At 44.3% G+C, this 18,638-nt stretch carries 11 protein-coding genes, 27 tRNA genes and 3 rRNA genes (1 of these 41 running past the window's edge); 40 read left to right on the forward strand and 1 reads right to left on the reverse strand.

Translation table 11 applies throughout. The annotated features are described in order from the left end of the window. The 40 genes from ACSYSN_RS01620 to ACSYSN_RS01815 all read left to right on the forward strand — a co-directional run. Positions 1–106: ribosomal RNA gene (locus ACSYSN_RS01620) — 16S ribosomal RNA — on the forward strand (it extends 1,456 nt beyond the left edge of the window). Positions 107–316: 210 nt separating this feature from the next. Further along, positions 317–3,227, forward strand: a 23S ribosomal RNA gene (locus ACSYSN_RS01625). A gap of 84 nt (positions 3,228–3,311) precedes the next feature. After that, positions 3,312–3,428, forward strand: a 5S ribosomal RNA gene (gene rrf, locus ACSYSN_RS01630). Together the 16S, 23S and 5S rRNA genes with 16 tRNA genes alongside form the textbook arrangement of a ribosomal RNA operon. 5 nt (positions 3,429–3,433) lie before the next feature. Then, positions 3,434–3,506, forward strand: a tRNA-Val gene (locus ACSYSN_RS01635). Between the two features lie 4 nt (positions 3,507–3,510). Then, positions 3,511–3,583: transfer RNA gene (locus ACSYSN_RS01640), tRNA-Lys, on the forward strand. A 12-nt stretch (positions 3,584–3,595) separates the two neighbouring features. Further along, positions 3,596–3,677, forward strand: a tRNA-Leu gene (locus tag ACSYSN_RS01645). 30 nt (positions 3,678–3,707) lie between these two features. Beyond that, positions 3,708–3,780, forward strand: a tRNA-Thr gene (locus ACSYSN_RS01650). Between the two features lie 12 nt (positions 3,781–3,792). Further along, positions 3,793–3,864, forward strand: a tRNA-Gly gene (locus ACSYSN_RS01655). A 10-nt stretch (positions 3,865–3,874) separates the two neighbouring features. Then, positions 3,875–3,960, forward strand: a tRNA-Leu gene (locus tag ACSYSN_RS01660). Between the two features lie 9 nt (positions 3,961–3,969). Further along, positions 3,970–4,043, forward strand: a tRNA-Arg gene (locus ACSYSN_RS01665). Positions 4,044–4,047: 4 nt separating this feature from the next. Next, a tRNA-Pro gene (locus ACSYSN_RS01670) sits at positions 4,048–4,121 on the forward strand. Between the two features lie 34 nt (positions 4,122–4,155). After that, positions 4,156–4,229 (forward strand) — tRNA-Met (locus tag ACSYSN_RS01675). Between the two features lie 13 nt (positions 4,230–4,242). After that, positions 4,243–4,316: transfer RNA gene (locus ACSYSN_RS01680), tRNA-Ile, on the forward strand. Between the two features lie 37 nt (positions 4,317–4,353). Beyond that, positions 4,354–4,427: transfer RNA gene (locus ACSYSN_RS01685), tRNA-Met, on the forward strand. 3 nt (positions 4,428–4,430) lie between these two features. Beyond that, a tRNA-Asp gene (locus ACSYSN_RS01690) sits at positions 4,431–4,504 on the forward strand. Positions 4,505–4,510: 6 nt separating this feature from the next. Next, positions 4,511–4,583, forward strand: a tRNA-Phe gene (locus ACSYSN_RS01695). A 20-nt stretch (positions 4,584–4,603) separates the two neighbouring features. Further along, positions 4,604–4,674: transfer RNA gene (locus ACSYSN_RS01700), tRNA-Gly, on the forward strand. Positions 4,675–4,678: 4 nt separating this feature from the next. After that, positions 4,679–4,752: transfer RNA gene (locus ACSYSN_RS01705), tRNA-Ile, on the forward strand. 5 nt (positions 4,753–4,757) lie between these two features. Next, a tRNA-Ser gene (locus ACSYSN_RS01710) sits at positions 4,758–4,847 on the forward strand. A 452-nt stretch (positions 4,848–5,299) separates the two neighbouring features. Then, positions 5,300–5,638, forward strand: a complete 339-nt coding sequence (locus ACSYSN_RS01715) for a hypothetical protein (protein ID WP_491712510.1) — start codon at positions 5,300–5,302, stop codon at positions 5,636–5,638. Positions 5,639–5,898: 260 nt separating this feature from the next. Beyond that, positions 5,899–5,970, forward strand: a tRNA-Glu gene (locus ACSYSN_RS01720). A 27-nt stretch (positions 5,971–5,997) separates the two neighbouring features. After that, positions 5,998–6,084, forward strand: a tRNA-Ser gene (locus ACSYSN_RS01725). 10 nt (positions 6,085–6,094) lie between these two features. Then, positions 6,095–6,168: transfer RNA gene (locus ACSYSN_RS01730), tRNA-Met, on the forward strand. Positions 6,169–6,171: 3 nt separating this feature from the next. Further along, positions 6,172–6,245: transfer RNA gene (locus ACSYSN_RS01735), tRNA-Asp, on the forward strand. Positions 6,246–6,251: 6 nt separating this feature from the next. Further along, positions 6,252–6,324, forward strand: a tRNA-Phe gene (locus ACSYSN_RS01740). Between the two features lie 7 nt (positions 6,325–6,331). Next, positions 6,332–6,413 (forward strand) — tRNA-Tyr (locus ACSYSN_RS01745). 4 nt (positions 6,414–6,417) lie between these two features. After that, positions 6,418–6,488: transfer RNA gene (locus ACSYSN_RS01750), tRNA-Trp, on the forward strand. An 11-nt stretch (positions 6,489–6,499) separates the two neighbouring features. Next, a tRNA-His gene (locus ACSYSN_RS01755) sits at positions 6,500–6,572 on the forward strand. Between the two features lie 7 nt (positions 6,573–6,579). Continuing rightward, positions 6,580–6,651: transfer RNA gene (locus tag ACSYSN_RS01760), tRNA-Gln, on the forward strand. Between the two features lie 21 nt (positions 6,652–6,672). Beyond that, positions 6,673–6,743, forward strand: a tRNA-Cys gene (locus ACSYSN_RS01765). Positions 6,744–6,783: 40 nt separating this feature from the next. After that, positions 6,784–6,868 (forward strand) — tRNA-Leu (locus ACSYSN_RS01770). 117 nt (positions 6,869–6,985) lie between these two features. Further along, positions 6,986–8,158, forward strand: coding sequence for a glycosyltransferase family 4 protein (locus ACSYSN_RS01775; RefSeq protein ID WP_491712511.1), 1,173 nt, complete (start codon positions 6,986–6,988; stop codon positions 8,156–8,158). After that, the gene (locus ACSYSN_RS01780) at positions 8,151–9,194 is read left to right on the forward strand and encodes a glycosyltransferase family 4 protein (protein WP_491712512.1); all 1,044 of its coding nucleotides are present in this window, start codon (positions 8,151–8,153) and stop codon (positions 9,192–9,194) included. Before ACSYSN_RS01775 ends, ACSYSN_RS01780 begins: the two co-directional genes overlap by 8 nt. Then, a complete protein-coding gene (locus tag ACSYSN_RS01785; RefSeq protein WP_491712513.1) occupies positions 9,194–10,219 on the forward strand; it encodes a lysylphosphatidylglycerol synthase transmembrane domain-containing protein in 1,026 nt (341 codons plus the stop codon). Before ACSYSN_RS01780 ends, ACSYSN_RS01785 begins: the two co-directional genes overlap by 1 nt. A 69-nt stretch (positions 10,220–10,288) precedes the next feature. Next, positions 10,289–12,349 (forward strand): LTA synthase family protein, encoded by a 2,061-nt coding sequence (locus ACSYSN_RS01790; RefSeq protein ID WP_491712514.1) that lies wholly within the window; start codon positions 10,289–10,291, stop codon positions 12,347–12,349. 68 nt (positions 12,350–12,417) lie between these two features. Then, entirely contained in the window at positions 12,418–12,651 is a 234-nt protein-coding gene (gene secG / locus ACSYSN_RS01795; protein WP_317637826.1) for a preprotein translocase subunit SecG, read from the forward strand. 72 nt (positions 12,652–12,723) lie between these two features. After that, positions 12,724–15,042 (forward strand): ribonuclease R, encoded by a 2,319-nt coding sequence (rnr, locus tag ACSYSN_RS01800; RefSeq protein WP_491712515.1) that lies wholly within the window; start codon positions 12,724–12,726, stop codon positions 15,040–15,042. A 9-nt stretch (positions 15,043–15,051) separates the two neighbouring features. Continuing rightward, positions 15,052–15,510: an SsrA-binding protein SmpB gene (smpB, locus tag ACSYSN_RS01805; RefSeq protein WP_317637828.1), complete on the forward strand. Its 459-nt coding sequence runs from the start codon at positions 15,052–15,054 to the stop codon at positions 15,508–15,510. Positions 15,511–15,877: 367 nt separating this feature from the next. Then, positions 15,878–16,534, forward strand: coding sequence for a nitroreductase (locus ACSYSN_RS01810; protein ID WP_491712516.1), 657 nt, complete (start codon positions 15,878–15,880; stop codon positions 16,532–16,534). An 81-nt stretch (positions 16,535–16,615) separates the two neighbouring features. Then, positions 16,616–17,959 (forward strand): hemolysin family protein, encoded by a 1,344-nt coding sequence (locus ACSYSN_RS01815; protein ID WP_491712517.1) that lies wholly within the window; start codon positions 16,616–16,618, stop codon positions 17,957–17,959. A gap of 55 nt (positions 17,960–18,014) precedes the next feature. On the opposite strand, the gene hpt is transcribed toward ACSYSN_RS01815, so the two are convergent. Further along, on the reverse strand, positions 18,015–18,584 hold the full coding sequence (gene hpt / locus ACSYSN_RS01820) for a hypoxanthine phosphoribosyltransferase (RefSeq protein ID WP_317637831.1): 570 nt from the start codon (positions 18,582–18,584) through the stop codon (positions 18,015–18,017). Positions 18,585–18,638: the final 54 nt, after the last annotated feature.

The following is an 18,638-nucleotide window of genomic DNA, read 5'->3' on the forward strand; positions in this document are numbered from 1 at the left end:
GTAGGATAACCTGCAAAGGAGTCAGCCGTCTAAGGTAGGACAGATGATTAGGGTGAAGTCGTAACAAGGTAGCCGTAGGAGAACCTGCGGCTGGATCACCTCCTTTCTAAGGAAGCAAATAGGTGGAGAGTAGGAATACTAAAAGAAGCCTAGGAGCAGGAAGCACACTTTGTAAACATTGTTTAGTTTTGAGGGTAGTACCTCAAGAGTTAGTACATTGAAAACTGAATATAATCCAAGAAAAAACCGAGAAACAATCAAATCAAAAGAGAACAGATTGCACGAGCGACCGAGAAGAGTAAGATCTTAGAAGTAAGGTCAAGTAAAGAAGGGCGCACGGTGGATGCCTAGGCACAAGCAGGCGAAGAAGGACGTGACGAACCACGAAAGGCTTCGGGGAGCAGTAAGTAAGCGATGAACCGGAGATATCCGAATGGGGGAACCCAATGCATGCAGATGCATTACTAATAAGTGAATCAATAGCTTATTAGGGCGAGACGCAGTGAACTGAAACATCTAAGTAGCTGCAGGAAGAGAAAGAAAAATCGATTTCCCAAGTAGCGGCGAGCGAAACGGAAAGAGCCCAAACCAGATGATTTATCATGTGGGGTTGTAGGACTGCAAGAAGGTAGCGTAAGTGATAGCAGAATTACCTGGGAAGGTAAGCCAGAGAGGGTGAGAGCCCCGTAAGCGAAATTGCGAGCGCGCCGAGCAGGATCCTGAGTAGGTCGGAACACGAGAAATTCCGATTGAAGCAGCGAGGACCATCTCGCAAGGCTAAATACTAGCATGTGACCGATAGTGAACCAGTACCGTGAGGGAAAGGTGAAAAGAACCCCGGAAGGGGAGTGAAAGAGAACCTGAAACCGTGTGCCTACAAGTAGTCAGAGCCCGTTAAGGGGTAATGGCGTGCCTTTTGTAGAATGAACCGGCGAGTTACGTTAATTAGCGAGGTTAAGTCCAAAAAGGACGGAGCCGGAGCGAAAGCGAGTCTGAAGAGGGCGAGTAAGTTAGTGGATGTAGACCCGAAACCAAGTGACCTACCCATGACCAGGTTGAAGGTGCGGTAAAGCGCACTGGAGGACCGAACCCACGTAAGTTAAAAATTGCGGGGATGAGTTGTGGGTAGCGGTGAAATTCCAAACGAACTTGGAGATAGCTGGTTCTCTCCGAAATAGCTTTAGGGCTAGCCTGGTGCGAGGATGATCATGGAGGTAGAGCTCTGTTTGGACGAAGGGCCCATCAAGGGTTACTGAATTCAGATAAACTGCGAATTCCATGGATCAAAGCACTGGAGTCAGACTGCGAGTGATAAGATCCGTAGTCGAAAGGGAAACAGCCCAGATCACCAGTTAAGGTCCCAAAATCTATGCTAAGTGGAAAAGGATGTGGAGTTGCGTAGACAACTAGGATGTTGGCTTAGAAGCAGCCATCATTAAAAGAGTGCGTAATAGCTCACTAGTCGAGTGACTTTGCGCCGAAAATTTACCGGGGCTAAGCATAGTACCGAAACTGTGGATGTGTAGTAATACACGTGGTAGGAGAGCGTTCTAAGGGCGGAGAAGCTTAACCGAGAGGATAAGTGGAGCGCTTAGAAGTGAGAATGCCGGTATGAGTAGCGCAAGATAGGTGAGAATCCTATCCGCCGAAAGACTAAGGTTTCCTGGGGCAGGCTCGTCCGCCCAGGGTAAGTCGGGACCTAAGGCAAGGCCGAAAGGCGTAGTCGATGGACAACAGGTAGAAATTCCTGTACTGCGTTAGATCGTTAAAAACGAAGGAGGGACGCAGGAGGCAAAGAACGCATGGCGCTGGAAGCCCATGTTTAAACGATAAGTGTGGAGAAGAGTCAAATGCTTTTTTCCGGAAAGCACAAGTCGTGATGAGGAGCGAAATTAAAGTAGCGAAGGTTCTAGAGTCACACTGCCAAGAAAAGCTTCTAGTGAGAGCTAACGTACCCGTACCGCAAACCGACACAGGTAGTCGAGTGGAGAACACTAAGGTGAGCGAGAGAACTCTCGTTAAGGAACTCGGCAAAATAGCCCCGTAACTTCGGGAGAAGGGGTGCTGGTGTAAGAGCCAGCCGCAGTGAATAGGCCCAAACAACTGTTTATCAAAAACACAGGTCTCTGCAAAGTCGAAAGACGACGTATAGGGGCTGACACCTGCCCGGTGCTGGAAGGTTAAGGAGAGAGGTTAGCGTAAGCGAAGCTTTGAACTGAAGCCCCAGTAAACGGCGGCCGTAACTATAACGGTCCTAAGGTAGCGAAATTCCTTGTCGGGTAAGTTCCGACCTGCACGAAAGGTGTAATGATTTGGGCACTGTCTCAACGAGAGACTCGGTGAAATTATAATACCCGTGAAGATGCGGGTTACCCGCGACAGGACGGAAAGACCCCATGGAGCTTCACTGCAATTTGATATTGAGTAGCTGTTAAACATGTACAGGATAGGTAGGAGCCAGAGAAGATAGTACGCCAGTATTATCAGAGGCAATGTTGGGATACTACCCTTGTTTGATGGCTGCTCTAACCAGGGCCTCTAAGCGAGGCATGGGACAGTGTCAGATGGGCAGTTTGACTGGGGCGGTCGCCTCCTAAAGAGTAACGGAGGCGCCCAAAGGTTCCCTCAGAATGGTTGGAAATCATTCACAGAGTGTAAAGGTATAAGGGAGCTTGACTGCGAGAGCGACAACTCGAGCAGGGACGAAAGTCGGGCTTAGTGATCTGGTGGTACCGCATGGAAGGGCCATCACTCAACGGATAAAAGCTACCCTGGGGATAACAGGCTTATCTCCCCCAAGAGTTCACATCGACGGGGAGGTTTGGCACCTCGATGTCGGCTCGTCGCATCCTGGGGCTGAAGTAGGTCCCAAGGGTTGGGCTGTTCGCCCATTAAAGCGGCACGCGAGCTGGGTTCAGAACGTCGTGAGACAGTTCGGTCCCTATCCGTCGTGGGCGTTGGAAATTTGAGAGGAGCTGTCCTTAGTACGAGAGGACCGGGATGGACATACCGCTGGTGTACCAGTTGTTCTGCCAAGGGCATAGCTGGGTAGCTACGTATGGAAGGGATAAGCGCTGAAAGCATCTAAGTGCGAAACCCCCCTCAAGATGAGATTTCCCATACGAAAGTAGTAAGACACCTCAAAGACGATGAGGTAGATAGGCTAGGAGTGGAAGAGCCGTGAGGTTTGGAGCGGACTAGTACTAATCAGTCGAGGACTTGACCAAAGCGAGTGCAAGCTAAAGATTGGGGAAGGGAATTTTCGAAGGATTATATTTAGTTTTGAGTGTAAAAACTCAAAAAGAGAAAAGTACGGTGGCAAGAGCAAGAAGGAAACACCTGTAACCATGCCGAACACAGCAGTTAAGCTTCTTAACGCCGAGCGTAGTTGGTGGGAGACTGCCTGCGAGGGTAGGACGCTGCCGTGCTTTATGGAGGATTAGCTCAGCTGGGAGAGCATCTGCCTTACAAGCAGGAGGTCACAGGTTCGAGCCCTGTATCCTCCATACCGAGTCGTTAGCTCAGTCGGTAGAGCATCTGACTTTTAATCAGAGGGTCGACGGTTCAAGCCCGTCACGACTCATGGCCCCATTTTGCGGGTGTGGCGGAATTGGCAGACGCGCTAGATTTAGGTTCTAGTGTTTTCGGACGTGTGGGTTCAAGTCCCACCACCCGTATTCGCCAGTATTGTACCATATTTACATTATGCCGATTTAGCTCAGTTGGTAGAGCATCTGTCTTGTAAACAGGGGGTCGTACGTTCAAATCGTATAATCGGCATTTCATATTTATGCGGAAGTAGTTCAGTGGTAGAACATCACCTTGCCATGGTGGGGGTCGCGGGTTCGAATCCCGTCTTCCGCTTTCATTACTTGCCGGGGTGGCGGAATTGGCAGACGCACGGGACTTAAAATCCCGCGATTGGTTTCAATCGTACCGGTTCGACTCCGGTCCTCGGCACTTAATGATGCACCCTTAGCGCAACTGGATAGAGTGTCTGACTACGAATCAGAAGGTTGAAGGTTCAAATCCTTCAGGGTGCATTTGCGGGAAGTGGCTCAGTTTGGTAGAGCACCTGGTTTGGGACCAGGGGGTCGCAGGTTCGAATCCTGTCTTCCCGATTGTAATCTTGATTTTATCGATTACATGTTTGTTGGCGGTGTAGCTCAGCTGGCTAGAGCGTCCGGTTCATACCCGGGAGGTCGAGGGTTCGATCCCCCCCGCCGCTATTTGCTAGAGCTTGGACCTTTAGCTCAGTTGGTTAGAGCAGACGGCTCATAACCGTCCTGTCGTAGGTTCGAGTCCTACAAGGTCCATAATAGATATGGAGTTTGTACTTTTACTTAATAATATCGCGGGATGGAGCAGTCTGGTAGCTCGTCGGGCTCATAACCCGAAGGCCGGTGGTTCAAATCCACCTCCCGCAATATGGTCCATTGGAGCAGTGGTTTATCTCGCCTCCCTGTCACGGAGGAGATCATCGGTTCAAATCCGATATGGACCGTAGGATGGCTCGGTAGCTCAGTCGGTAGAGCAAAGGATTGAAGCTCCTTGTGTCGGCGGTTCGATTCCGTCCCGCGCCATTATTTTAATATTACTTTTTGCGGGTATAGTTTAGTGGTAAAACGAAAGCCTTCCAAGCTTTAGTCGCGAGTCCGATTCTCGTTACCCGCTTTTGGGGCCTATAGCTCAGCTGGTTAGAGCGCACGCCTGATAAGCGTGAGGTCGATGGTTCAAGTCCATTTAGGCCCATTTATGGAGACTTACTCAAGTGGCTGAAGAGGCGCCCCTGCTAAGGGTGTAGATCGGGTTATTCCGGTGCGAGAGTTCAAATCTCTCAGTCTCCGTATTGAAATTCCTAACGTTTGACGTTAGGGATTTTTTTTACAGTAAAGTTGTAGGAACAGAAAGGGGAAGAGACAGAAGAAATGGCGAATAGTAGTAACTAATATAAAAATGATTACTGCAATGTATGAAAATCGTTTTTTGGGCAATAAAAATTGCCAGAAGATGCAAATCCCAATTTGGTTCCTTTTTCCGCAGAAAATGCTTTATACTTTACCTTGCTCGCAGCGCTTAATTATCGGAGAAATTACTATAGCCTTTGGGAAAACGCAAAAAGACCTAGGTTGACGATCAAACGAATTTTGTTTTTTCGCCAGAAAGTGTCTGTCAGGCTAGCTATCAGGAGGTTCAAGAGGCGCTGGTAATGTAACGCCTCGCGGTTCAAAAAAACAAGCAGATAGATATTTGGGTGAGACTGTGTCAGACATTAGAGCAAGAATTTGGCGGAAGCGTGTTGACCTTTATTGAAAGCTTTGATAATGATGTGGTAAAAATTCGTCATTATATGCAGGTTGAAGCCAAGGGTTATTTTCCTTATCTTTCTGGAAAGAAATTATGTAACTACTGGTTATTTTTATTGGATCAATATGTGAAGGTTAAGCTTAAAAACGTGAGTAAAATTGAAATCGCAGCTGATACTCATATCATTAAGGCAAGTGAAAAACTAGGTTTAATTAATAAGGAGCAGTTGAACAGTAGCCAGGATCAAGATATTGTGATCAAGGCTTGGTCTGACTTGCTCAAAAACGTTGAAGATAGCCCGATAGACTTTCAGACCACAGTTTGGCTGTAGGCTAGAGTTGGGTTGCCAACTATTGTAGCGGAAGTGTAGTTAGCGTGATTTTTAAGCCATTATTTGTAAGTTTTGTTTTTTTAAAGATAGAAAAGTGATTTTTTACGTAAAAGTCTTGCAAGCTGCTTGATAATCCTGTATCATAAGTAGCGTTGTGATTCAGCTAGTTAAGCGTAACTGGCTGATGAAAAGTTATTGACTTTCAATCACAAATTCGGTAAGATAATTAAGCGTATGAATGACGTCAAACCGATAATGTCGACCCGTTGGTCAAGTGGTTAAGACATCGCCCTTTCACGGCGGTAACATGGGTTCAAATCCCGTACGGGTCATTACCAGTTTTGGTATATTTACATTTTGGAGGATTACCCAAGTGGCTTAAGGGGACGGTTTTGAAAACCGTTAGACGGTTTTGCCGTGCGTGGGTTCAAATCCCACATCCTCCTTTAATAATATCGCGGGATGGAGCAGTCTGGTAGCTCGTCGGGCTCATAACCCGAAGGCCGGTGGTTCAAATCCACCTCCCGCAATATGGTCCATTGGAGCAGTGGTTTATCTCGCCTCCCTGTCACGGAGGAGATCATCGGTTCAAATCCGATATGGACCGTAGGATGGCTCGGTAGCTCAGTCGGTAGAGCAAAGGATTGAAGCTCCTTGTGTCGGCGGTTCGATTCCGTCCCGCGCCATCAGCCTGGAGGAGTAGCGAAGTGGCTAAACGCGGCGGTCTGTAAAACCGCTCTCTCTGAGTTCGGCGGTTCGAATCCACCCTCCTCCATAATAGGGATATAGTATAAAGGTAGTACATCGGTCTCCAAAACCGCTAGTGTGGGTTCAATTCCTACTATCCCTGTTTACCTCATGGCGGAATTGGTGAAGGGGTTAACACACCGGTTTGTGGATCCGGCATACATGGGTTCGAATCCCATATTCCGCCCTAGCATTGGGATATAGCCAAGTGGTAAGGCACTAGACTTTGACTCTATTATGCGCTGGTTCGAATCCAGCTATCCCAATCTATTAATAGAATATTCGATGGCGGTGTAGCCAAGTGGTAAGGCAGAGGTCTGCAAAACCTTAATCGTCGGTTCAAATCCGATCTCCGCCTTTAATGGTTCACTCATTGAACTATTGATTTAAAAAAATATGGCGGTGTGGCGGAATTGGCAGACGCGCCAGACTCAAAATCTGGTGTCCGTTTAGGACGTATCGGTTCGACCCCGATCACCGCTATTGTCTAACAGCTCTCCAACGGGAGCTGTTTTTGTTTAGCAAATTTAAGCTTTTTCTTTTTAAAAATTGCACAAGTAAAGCGGAATCTTTATAATACCTTTAGATGGAGGTGGCTTAATGAATATTGGTATTTTTACCGATACATATTTCCCGCAAATCAGTGGCGTAGCGTCTTCGGTTAAGACACTTAAAGAGGCACTTGAGGAGCAGGGACATAACGTATTTATTTTTACAACAACTGATCCGCACGTTGCCAAGGGCACCGTCGAGGCCAATGTTTTTCGCTTCAGTAGTATGCCGTTTATTTCGTTTACTGACCGGCGCATTGCTTATAGGGGTTTCTTTGAGGCAACTAAAGTAGCGCGGGAAGTGAATCTTGATGTGGTCCACACGCAGACTGAATTTGCACTCGGAATGATTGGCAAATATGTGGCGCACCAGTTAAAGATTCCCGCAATTCATACCTACCATACAATGTATGAAGATTACTTGCATTATGTGCTGAATGGTCACCTCCTGCGGCCATACCATGTTAAACAGTTTACCAGTGTCTTTCTTAAAAATATGGATGGCGTGATTGCACCTAGCATGCGCGTAAAAAAGCTTTTGAAGCGATACAAGATATCTATCCCAATGAAGGTGATCCCGACTGGTGTGGACGTTAAGAGCTTTAATCAGCCGGCAACGCATGATGTTCGCCAGGAACTTGGAATTGAGCCGGATGTTCCGGTACTCTTAACCCTCAGTCGCATTGCTGGTGAAAAAAAGATTGACCGGATTTTAAATGTGATGACGGAAGTTGTTGATGAATTTCCGCGCGCTCAGCTGGTGATTGCTGGTGGTGGTCCCGACGTTGAGGTATTGCAAGACCAAGTTGAGCGATTGACCCTTGAGGACAACGTAATTTTTGCTGGTGATGTGCCGCATAGCGATGTTGGCTCTTTCTACCAAATGGCTGATCTTTTTGTTTCGGCGAGTGATACTGAAACGCAGGGGTTGACTTATATTGAAGCTCTCGCAGCCGGGACAAAATGTGTGGTATACGATACCGACTATACCGAACAGGTTTTTGATGATTTGGCTTTTGGACAAGTTTTTACACGTCCAAGTGATATGCGGGATGAAATTTTATTCTATTTGAAAGAAAAAAAGACGGCTATTCCTGCCGAAAAACTCGAAGCCAAGCTAAAGCAGATTTCTGCCGAGCGCTTTGGTGAAAAAGTTCATCAATTCTACGAAGAAGTAATTGCAAACTACCAAGAAGACCCTAAAGAGGATACAAATGATTAGAATCAATATGTTTTCCCAAGCAGATTCCGTTGAAGGCCAGGGGGTTGGCTCGGCCTATCAGGAATTGATTAACTTGCTGAGAACGCACTTAGTCGATGAGTTTTATATAACCAACAACAAGTACGGCGCAAGCGATCTGACCCATTATCACACGGTTAATCCGACTTATTTTGCTAATAGCTTCTCACCAGCTCGTGGTCGTAAAATTGGTTATGTGCACTTTTTGCCGGAAACGCTTGAAGGTTCAGTTAAGTTGCCACCAATTGCCAAAAAAGTCTTCTACAAGTATGTTATTGATTTTTATAAACGGATGGACCAAATAGTTGTAGTCAATCCAATTTTCATTGACCATTTAGTTAAGTATGGGATTAAGCGCGACCAGGTTAAGTATATTCCCAATTTTGTAGCCAAGGATGAATTTTATCCGGAGCGTCTTGAGCAAAAGAATGCTTTTCGGCACCAATTAGGTATTCCCCTGGATAAGTTTGTGGTCTTTGGGGACGGCCAGGTGCAAGCGCGCAAGGGTGTTGACGATTTTGCGAAGCTTGCTAGAGCCAATCCAGACATGCAATTTATCTGGGCTGGCGGTTTTTCCTTTGGTAAAATTACGGACGGCTATTCTCACTTCAAGGAACTAGTTGATAATCCACCGCAAAACCTGAAATTTACTGGTATTATTGCCAGACCAGAATTAGTGAATTACCTTAACATTGCCGACTTGTTTGTTCTGCCATCCTATGATGAACTCTTTCCGATGTCAGTTTTGGAGGCTTTTAGTTGTGGTACGCCGGTCTTACTCCGTGATCTTGACTTATATCAGGCAATTATCAGCGGTTATTATTTGAAGGGCAGCAACTTTGAAGCGCTGAATGAGCAATTGCGCCAGGTGGCCAATGACCAGGATTTGCTTAATAAATACAGTCACCTGTCAAATCTGGCCAGTGAAAAGTATTCTGAAGACAATCTGGCTCAGATCTGGAATGACTTCTACCATGAACAATACGAAATTGGTCGAGAATTAGGACAAATTCACTAATGAACAAGAAACATTTATGGGGCATTGCCGTTGTCTTATTAATCAGTGGGGGAGTTCTGTACGCTGAATTGAAGGGCACACCGGTTACCCAATTACTTAAAGCTGCCCAAAGTATTAATCCAGTGGCTCTGGTACTGGTTTTTGCATTGATGTTGTTGTCATACTTATTTGAAGCAAGCATCTTGGCTGTCTTAGCTCAACGCAAGGATGAACCGAAACGCTCAAAGTGGTCCTTTGTGCGGATACCACTAATTCAGGCCTTGTTCAACTCTATTACCCCAATGTCAACTGGTGGTCAGCCCTCGCAGCTGGCAGCAATGGTCCAAATGGGGGTTGAAGGTGGTCGTGCAACGTCACTGCTGCTAATGAAATTTATTATTTATCAGATTGTGGTTTTTTTAAGCTATGTGGTAACAATTATTACGGGTTTTCACTTAGTTGCTACTAGGTTTTCCGGTCTGGCGATTTTTATTGCCATTGGTTTTTTGCTTCATGTCAGTTCAATTGTCTTTTTACTGGCAATTTTGTTTGCCTACAATTGGACCAAACGGGCGGCAAATTGGTTAATGGATATCTTGGCTAAGCTGGTTAAGTCGGAGCGCGTGGAAGGCTGGCGCCAAAACACCCTTGAAAAAATTGATACTTTTTATCATGAAAGTCAAAAACTCAAACGCGAAAAAAAGAAGCTGCTGTTGAGTAGCTTGTTAACGGTACTGCAACTGCTATGCTTTTATTCTGTTCCCTATATGGTGCTCGTGGCGCTGCAAGTGCCGGCCAGCTGGGCAAGTGTCACACAAATGAATATCATGATTATCATGTTTATGGCAATTGTGCCTATCCCAGGTGCCTCGGGTGGCGCCGAATATAGTTTTCAAACGCTTTTTGCAACCTTTATTTCATCGTCCGGTACGCTAGTTTTGGGGATGTTCTTATGGCGGTTTATCACCTACTTTATGGGCATGATTCTAGGTATCTTTGGTTGGATCATCAAACCGCAGAAAATCACTAGTCCACCAAATGATTAATTTTTACTAAAATCACTATGCTTTATTCAGCTTAAGGGTAAGATATTAGCATAGTGAGAGGAGAATAGGATGATACGGACCAAGTCTTATCTGCATTGGTTGACCAAAACTAAATTTGGCTTTTTTACCATTGTTTTATTAAGCTTTTGGCTCAAAAGCTATGCGATTTACTTAACCAAGTTTAACTTAGGAGCGGTTGGGCCGATGCAGAATTTTCTGTTGCTGGTCAACCCTCTGCCAGCAGCAATGTTGCTGCTGGGAATAGGACTTTTCTTTAATGGACGTAAGTCATATTGGATTATTGTTATTATTGACCTCATCTTAAGTTTGTGGCTGTTTGCCAATATCCTGTATTATCGAGAATTTTCCAACTTTTTATCGATGTCGATTATTAAGACGTCCGGTTCAACTGCCGATAATCTGGGTAAGAGTATTGCTGGTATTACCCAGGCCAGTGATTTTCTAGTCTTTCTTGATTTGCTTGTCATTGTCGGTTTAATGGTTGGTAAGGTAATTCAATATGACCTGCGCCCGTTAAAGCTGAAATTCACCGTACTGGTTGAAGGTTTGGCGCTTGCTCTAATGGGCGTTAACTTGCTGATGGCCGAAAAAGATCGGTCGGGCCTGTTGACGCGCACTTTTGACAATAGTTATATCGTCAAATACTTGGGTATCAACGAGTACGCTGTCTATGACGGTTTTAAGACTGCTCAAACAAGTGAGCAGATGGCCAAGGCTAACGTATCTGACCTGCATTCGGTTAAAAAGTATTTGAAAATCAACTATGTCAAGCCTAATTCCAACTATACTGGCGTGGCCAAAGGCAAGAATGTCATGGTTATCCACCTGGAAAGTTTTCAGCAGTTTTTAATTGGTTACAAGTGGAAGGGCAAAGAGGTTACCCCGAACATAAATAAGCTCTATCATTCCCGAAATACGCTTAGTTTTGCTAACTTTTACAATCAAGTAGGGCAGGGTAAGACTTCGGATGCGGAAATGATGTTGGAAAATTCCCTCTATGGCCTGCAGTCTGGCTCAGCTATGTCCAGTTATGGAACGTCAAACACATTTGAAAGTGCACCGGCTATTCTGCACCAAGAGGGTGGTTATACTACGGCGGTAATGCATGGTGGTGCGGGTTCTTTTTGGAACCGCAATAATGCGTACAAACAGTTTGGCTACCAGTATTTCATGCCGCTGTCCTATTATCAGAACAAGCCGGAATATTATGTTGGTTATGGCATAAAAGACAAAATCTTTTTCTCCCAGTCAATCAAGTACATCGAACGCCTGCCGCAGCCGTTTTATCTTAAACTGATTACGGTAACTAACCATTATCCGTATGAATTGGATAAGAAGAATCAGTCGATTGCTCCAACAGATACAGGTGATGAGACGGTTGATGGTTATGTTCAGACCGCTCGTTACTTAGATCAGGCTGTGGGCGAGCTACTTGCCTGGATGAAGAAGACGGGGCTTGACAAAAAGACGTTGCTAGTTTTTTACGGTGACCACTATGGCATTTCAGGTAACCACCACAAAGCTAGCGCAGAACTGCTCAAGCAAGACGACTTTACCAATTTTGATAATTTGAAGTTTCAACGAGTACCGCTGATGTTCCATATGAAGGGGTTAAAAGGTGGCATTAAACAAACCTATGGTGGTGAAATTGATGTGTTGCCTACTCTGCTCAACTTGCTAGGGATTAACAACAAAAATACCATCCAATTTGGGCATGACTTGTTAAGTAGTGCTGCACCGCAAGTTGTTGCTCAGCGCAACGGTGACTTTATTACGCCCAACTATGCTAAAGTGGGCGGAACCTATTATGATACCAAAACGGGTGATGAGCTGGTTGACCCCAACCCCAAAGTGCGGGCCCAGTTAGTCGGTTTATCTAACCAGGTGACTACTGAGCTATCTTTGTCAGACCGGGTGATTGCAGGGAACCTCCTGCGCTTTTATAAGCCAAAGTGGTTTAAGAAAGTTAAAACTCAGGATTATGACTATAATAGCGAAAAGGCGTTGCACCAGTTATATTCTAAGGACAAAAATTCCTTGTGGGAGAAGAACCACCGAAAGTCAACTCAGAAGGACTTTAAGACTGATGCGCCAGAGTTAAAGAAATAAAACTCGAATTAGAAACTATTTTATGCTAAAATTTAGCAGTAATGTATTTGGATATTGGAGGCAGCGGATTGTATAACTTATTTATGACGCTACTAATTATTGTTTCGGTTTTAATCGTAATTGCAACAATGATGCAGCCGCAGAAGCAGCAAGATGCACTGAATGCCCTATCTGGCGGTGCAGTGTTTAGTGGCCAGACAAAGAAACGTGGTTTTGAAGCATTTATGGAGAAGGTAACAGCAGGGTTACTGGTACTATTTTTCATTTTTGCTATCGTACTGGCTTATTTGTCTTCAAAATAGACGCTGGTTCCTCCCGCTCAGTCGATGGAGGAACTTTTTTTATCTTTTTACTATGGAACGGAGATTAAGTGCATGGCCCAAAACGAGAATATTTTAGCTAATGTTTTAGAAATTTTTCGTCGAAACCCCAAAAAACAATATCAAGTTGAAGAAATAGACCGGATGCTCAGGCGAGATCGCCTTGGGTCTTTTACCGATATGGTAAAAGCGCTTGCCTTTTTGGAACAAGAAAAAAAAATCATCACTGATGGCAAGGGCCACTACCAATTAGCTCAAGAGAATATTGAGGAAGAAGGGTGCTTTAAGGCCAATAGCAAGGGTTTTGGCTTTGTTAAGTTGGAAGATGAAGATGCGGATGATGTCTTCATTGCCAGAGATTATACTGGTTCTGCCCTTGATGGTGACCAGGTTCGGATCAAAATCACGACCGGAGGCAATCCGTGGAATGGTAAGGGTCCAGAAGGTCATGTCGAAGCGGTTATTGAACGTGGCGTGAAGGATATTGTCGGTGAATTCCATCCGCTGACAGATGCCCAAGTTAAGGTTAGTCACTTCATTGGCTATGTTTTGAGTACAAATAAAAAATTGGCGGACTATCGTGTATATGTCGGTGAAAATGGTTTAAGACCACAAAAAGGGGACATTGCCAAGGTTTCGCTTACCGTTTACCCAGGTAAGGACAATCCTGATACGATGGCCGGTGTGGTTACAGAAATTATTGGCAATAAAAATATGCCAGGCGTGGATATTATGGCGATTGTGTCGAGTCACGATGTCCGCACTGAATGGGACGAAGCAGCCATGGAGCAAGCTAATGCCATTCCGGATCACGTAACTCCAGCAGAAATCGGCGACCGTGAAGACATTAGAGATCAGGCTACAGTGACGATTGATGGCGATGATTCCAAAGACTTTGATGATGCCGTTGTTCTATGGAAAATGGCCAACGGAAACTACCATTTAGGAGTTCACATTGCTGATGTTGCTCACTACATCAAGGAAAAAACTCCGCTTGACCAAGAGGCCTTTACACGGGGCAACAGTACTTACCTGGTCGATCGAGTAATTCCGATGCTACCATTTCGACTTTCCAACGGGATTTGTTCTTTGAACGAAGGTGAAGACCGCCTGGTCTTGTCTTGTGAAATGGAAATCACCCCAGAGGGTGAGCGGGTCGCCTACCGGATCCATCCATCTGTCATGCGGTCGCACGGCCGGTTAACCTATCATAATGTTAATCAGGTCTTAGATCCGGAAAATCATGAACAATTAGCGCCGAAGTATGTCAAATTACAGGCAATGCTGCAGGATATGGCTGATTTGCACAATATCCTGTATAAAAAGCGCCACCAACGTGGGGCAATTGACTTTGAAGAGCCAGAAGCAAAAATTGTTGTCGATGACCAGGGCAAGCCGACTGACATTGTGCTCCATAACCGGGGTATTGCTGAAAAGATGATTGAATCTTTTATGTTAATGGCTAATGAGACGGTCGCGGAGGACTTTTATCGAAAGCATGTACCGTTTCTGTATCGGGTCCATGAGACTCCAGACGGTGAGCGAATTAAGAGCTTCTTTGAGTTCTGTAGTGCCTTTGACCTGCAAATCAAGGCCGACCCCAACCACGTTAAGCCAGTTGACTTGCAGAAGGTAGTTGCTAAGACAACGGGGACGCCAGAAGAAGCCGTTGTGCAAATGATGATGTTGCGTAGTCTAAAGCAGGCACATTATTCTGAGGAGCCCTTGGGGCACTTCGGCTTAGCTGCTAAATACTACACTCACTTTACCTCTCCCATTAGACGTTATTCCGACTTAATGGTTCACCGCATGATTCATGAGTACGGTGAGCAGGGAACAAGTAAAAAGGTTCAGGATCATTTCGCCAGTGTGCTGCCGGAAGTTGCTGACCAAACATCAACCCAGGAACGTGTTTCCGTTGACACTGAGCGTGAAGTGAATGACTTGAAGATGACTGAATACATGGCCAATCAGGTGGGAGAACACTTTGATGCGGTCGTGGCATCAGTTACTAGCTTTGGGATGTTTATCCAATTGCCCAACACGGTAGAGGGCCTGATTCATATCTCTAATCTAACCGATGACTTTTATAGCTTCAACGAGAAGAGTATGACGTTGACGGGCCGCGGAACACATAAACAATATCGGGTGGGGATGCCAATTAAGGTTACGCTTACTACTGCAAACGTAGAGCAGCATCAGCTTGATTTTGAAGTTTATGATCCTAATGCACCTAAAAACGGAGCTGACTCGCAGGGGCATCATGGCCGGCGTCATGATGGCGGGCACAATGACCGTAATCATCGCAGTGGCAACCGCCGGGGCGGACAGGGCAATGGTAATCATCCTCACTTCAGTAAGTATAAGCGTTAGGTTAGAAAAGTGAAGAAAGAACATAATGAGAACTTAATTGCTCAAAACAAAAAAGCACATCATGATTATTTCATTAAAGAAACTTTCGAGGCGGGAATTGCGTTAACCGGTACCGAAATAAAATCTGTGCGGGCCCGGCATATTAGCTTACGTGATGGTTACGTCCAGATTATTAATGGTTCTGCCTTTTTGGAGAATGTGCACATTAGTGAATATAAACAGGGTAACCGCTATAACCATGAACCAGTTCGTCAGCGCCGGCTACTGCTGCACAAGAAAGAAATTACGCGTTTAACTAAGGAACAAGCTGAACGCGGCATCGCTGTTATTCCGCTTAAAGTCTACCTTAAGCATGGTTTTGCTAAGGTGCTGATTGGGGTAGGCCAAGGAAAGAAAAAGTACGATAAAAGAGAAACGATTAAAAAGCGCGACCAGGAACGAGAGCTGCGTCGACAGTATAAAGTATAAGGGCGAAAAACGCCTTTTTTTGTTGCATAAAAAGTATAGTTAAATAAATAGCTATGTTATTTTTATGTTTAAGTTTGTAGACAAGTATGAATGTTTGACTATAGTAACTTATAAATGTTCGACTGACAAATTTATAATTCACCATTGTAAAATACATGTATATATTTAATGTTAAATAAAATCAAAAAATGCAATTTAAAGGTTTAAATGGTTGTGTACTTTTGCATTATTGTGTATTATTTATTAAGATAACTATTGATATAGAATAATTTATCATTGTTCTATCGATTAATGATTTTGAATCATTTATTTACCAGTATAGAGTGTCACAGAGGTGCTCATTTTTATATAAGAGTTTGAATTAATAATGGAATTTAATGATGTATACGGTAATGAACGCGTAACACGCAAATTTACCAATCGCAAGGTCAATGAGAAGTTACTGGCGAAAATAATCATGCAGGCTCAGCAATCCCCGTCATTGCTCAATTCTCAGCCCTGGAAGGCTTATCTGGTGACTGGTGAGGCGCTCAAGGGTTTAAAGCAAGCAGTAAAGCAGCAAATAGTTGATAAGGTTGAACCGCATGAGGATTTTGCCACAACGCTTAATCTTAATTGGGATTCGTATCCCAGTCAGAACATGGCTGCAGTGGGGGCATCCCAACCCTACTTTTTCAATAATAAAATTGATTTATTCAAAGATGCTAACGATACGATGTTCAATGCGCAAGATGTCGTTTTCTTAACTATTCCAAAGTCGTCTCCCTTGTGGTCAGTCTTTGACTTGGGCATCTTTTCGCAGAGTATCATGCTTTTGGCAATTAATGAAGGACTGGCCGTGATGCCAGCTCATTCAATCGTAGCTTATCCAGAACTGGCCCGCAAATACGGTCAGATTCCGAGCGATGAACTTGTCGGTATGGCAATTGGATTGGGCTTTGCGGATAAGTCGGCGGAAGTGAACGACCCTAAATACATCCCAGCGCGTCTGCCTTTTGAAAAAATTTACAAATTAGTTAAGTAAAAAGCCATTTAGGTCATTAAAAAAGCGGTTTAAATGATAAAATAAAGGGAAGAGATTTTTTTACAAAAGGTGAGATAGATATTGAATACTCCCCAATTAGTTGCTAATTTGATAGCAACTTTGGTAATTTTTGTTTTTGCTGCTTTTTTTGTAGCGGCTGAATTTGCGTTAGTTCAGACCAGGGCAAGCCAACTTGAAGACATGCTGAGCAACCACCTGGGCAACCAGCGTAAAGTTAAACGTGCCTTGCTGATGGTCCAAAATCTAAATGAATACTTGTCGACTACCCAGGTTGGTACTACCCTTGTCGGGGTTGTTTTGGGTTGGTTTTCGGCTGAAACTTTTGCTGGACTGTTTGAAAGGCTACTAGTCATGCTGCACTTGAACCAGTCTGTTCTACGCTCGGTTAGTGCCATTTTAGGAGTGATTTTGTTAACCTATTTAGAAGTGGTGGTTACCGAAATAGTACCTAAAAATATTGCGATTGACATGCCGGTGAAGATACTGTTAAAGATTGTCACCCCACTGCAGTTTTTTCATACATTGGTTTATCCATTTGTGTGGCTACTCAACTCCAGCTCCAATCTTCTTTTAAGAATGCTGGGCTTTGATTCAGCTGATGAAGAAAATGAAGTTTATTCACAATCTGAAATTATCAAATTATCACGCAAAGCCGTGCACGGTGGTGCACTGGATAAGAATGATCTGACCTACATGAAGCGGGCTTTTGAACTCAATGATAAGGTAGCCAAGGACATTATGACGGATCGGACCAGGCTAATGGTCATTAATGCTGCCGATACGATTAAGCAGGCCCTGAAGCTCTACCTAAAAGCAGGTTTTAGCCGGTTGCCCGTTGTGCGTGATCATAACAAGGATGATATTGTCGGTTACATTTATGCTTTTGATGTGGTCCAACAAAGTCAAATTGATGCTACAGTACCAGTTACTAGGATAATTAGGACAATAATTACGGTGCCTGAATCGATGCCGATTCAGGACATTCTGCATTTGATGATTAATAAGCATACGCCCATTGTTTTGGTGGTAGATGAATATGGTGGGACAAGCGGTCTGGTTACCGATAAGGATATCTACGAGGAACTGTTCGGAACGGTTAAAGATGAGATCGATGATGTTTCGGACGATTACATTATCAAAAACGAAGATGGTAACATACGGGTATCTGGTAAAACCACCCTTTATGACTTTGAACGGTATTTCCGCAAGGATCTAGAGAGCTTTCAAAATAGCGATATTATTACTATCGGTGGTTATATGATGGAACATTATCCGGACTTAAAAGAAAATGAAGCGGTTGAACTTGAGAATTTTGAATTTAAGTTAGCTAGCATAGAGCAGGGCTTTATGCGCTGGTTTGTCGTTAAGCCTTTAGGCCAAGACAAAGAGGCTAAAACGGAATAGAATTTGCTACTAAAAAAGAGTTATCAAGCATGATAACTCTTTTTATTAGCTTTAATTATTTGTTGTTGGCTAACTTGATGAATTCTGCCTTTAAGACACCTATATAGCGCAAATTGCGGTAGTAGCCCATGAAGTCCAGACCGTAACCAACTACAAATTCGTTATGGACGGTTGAGCCGTAGTATTCAATCTCAACATCAACTCTGCGCCTAGATTCCTTGTTAAGGAGGACGCAGCATTTAACGGAGCGGGCGCCCCGTTTTTTAAGCAAATCTTTCATGTATTTCAGCGTTAGGCCAGTGTCAACAATATCTTCGACAATCAGCACATCACGTCCCTGGACATCAGTCACCAAATCGGAGATCAGTTTGACTTTCCCGGTTGATTCTAATGAGTCACCGTAACTGGAAACATCAAGAAAATCGATTTCTTCTTTAACGTCCATTTCACGTACCAGATCGGTTAAAAAGAAAATTGCCCCCTTAAGCGCACCGACAACTAGCGGCTTCTTTCCGGCATAATCAGTGGTTAGCTGCCTGCCCAACTTGACACACATTGCATGGATGTCATCTTCGGTAAACAATTTATGATCAATAATGTTATTAATATTGTCGTTCTTCGGCATTTATCTACCCTTCACTTTAATCATCAGAATTTCTCAATAGAGTCGATTATAGCA

This window comes from Lactobacillus sp. ESL1191, assembly GCF_058504435.1.

Excerpts from the sequence above, each read along its gene's own strand:
- rnr (WP_491712515.1), top strand. The coding sequence starts at position 12,724 with ATGGCCCAAAACGAGAATATTTTAGCTAATGTTTTAGAAATTTTTCGT.
- ACSYSN_RS01790 (WP_491712514.1), top strand. The coding sequence starts at position 10,289 with ATGATACGGACCAAGTCTTATCTGCATTGGTTGACCAAAACTAAATTT.
- hpt (WP_317637831.1), bottom strand. The coding sequence starts at position 18,584 with ATGCCGAAGAACGACAATATTAATAACATTATTGATCATAAATTGTTT.
- ACSYSN_RS01775 (WP_491712511.1), top strand. The coding sequence starts at position 6,986 with ATGAATATTGGTATTTTTACCGATACATATTTCCCGCAAATCAGTGGC.
- ACSYSN_RS01785 (WP_491712513.1), top strand. The coding sequence starts at position 9,194 with ATGAACAAGAAACATTTATGGGGCATTGCCGTTGTCTTATTAATCAGT.
- ACSYSN_RS01780 (WP_491712512.1), top strand. The coding sequence starts at position 8,151 with ATGATTAGAATCAATATGTTTTCCCAAGCAGATTCCGTTGAAGGCCAG.
- ACSYSN_RS01810 (WP_491712516.1), top strand. The coding sequence starts at position 15,878 with ATGGAATTTAATGATGTATACGGTAATGAACGCGTAACACGCAAATTT.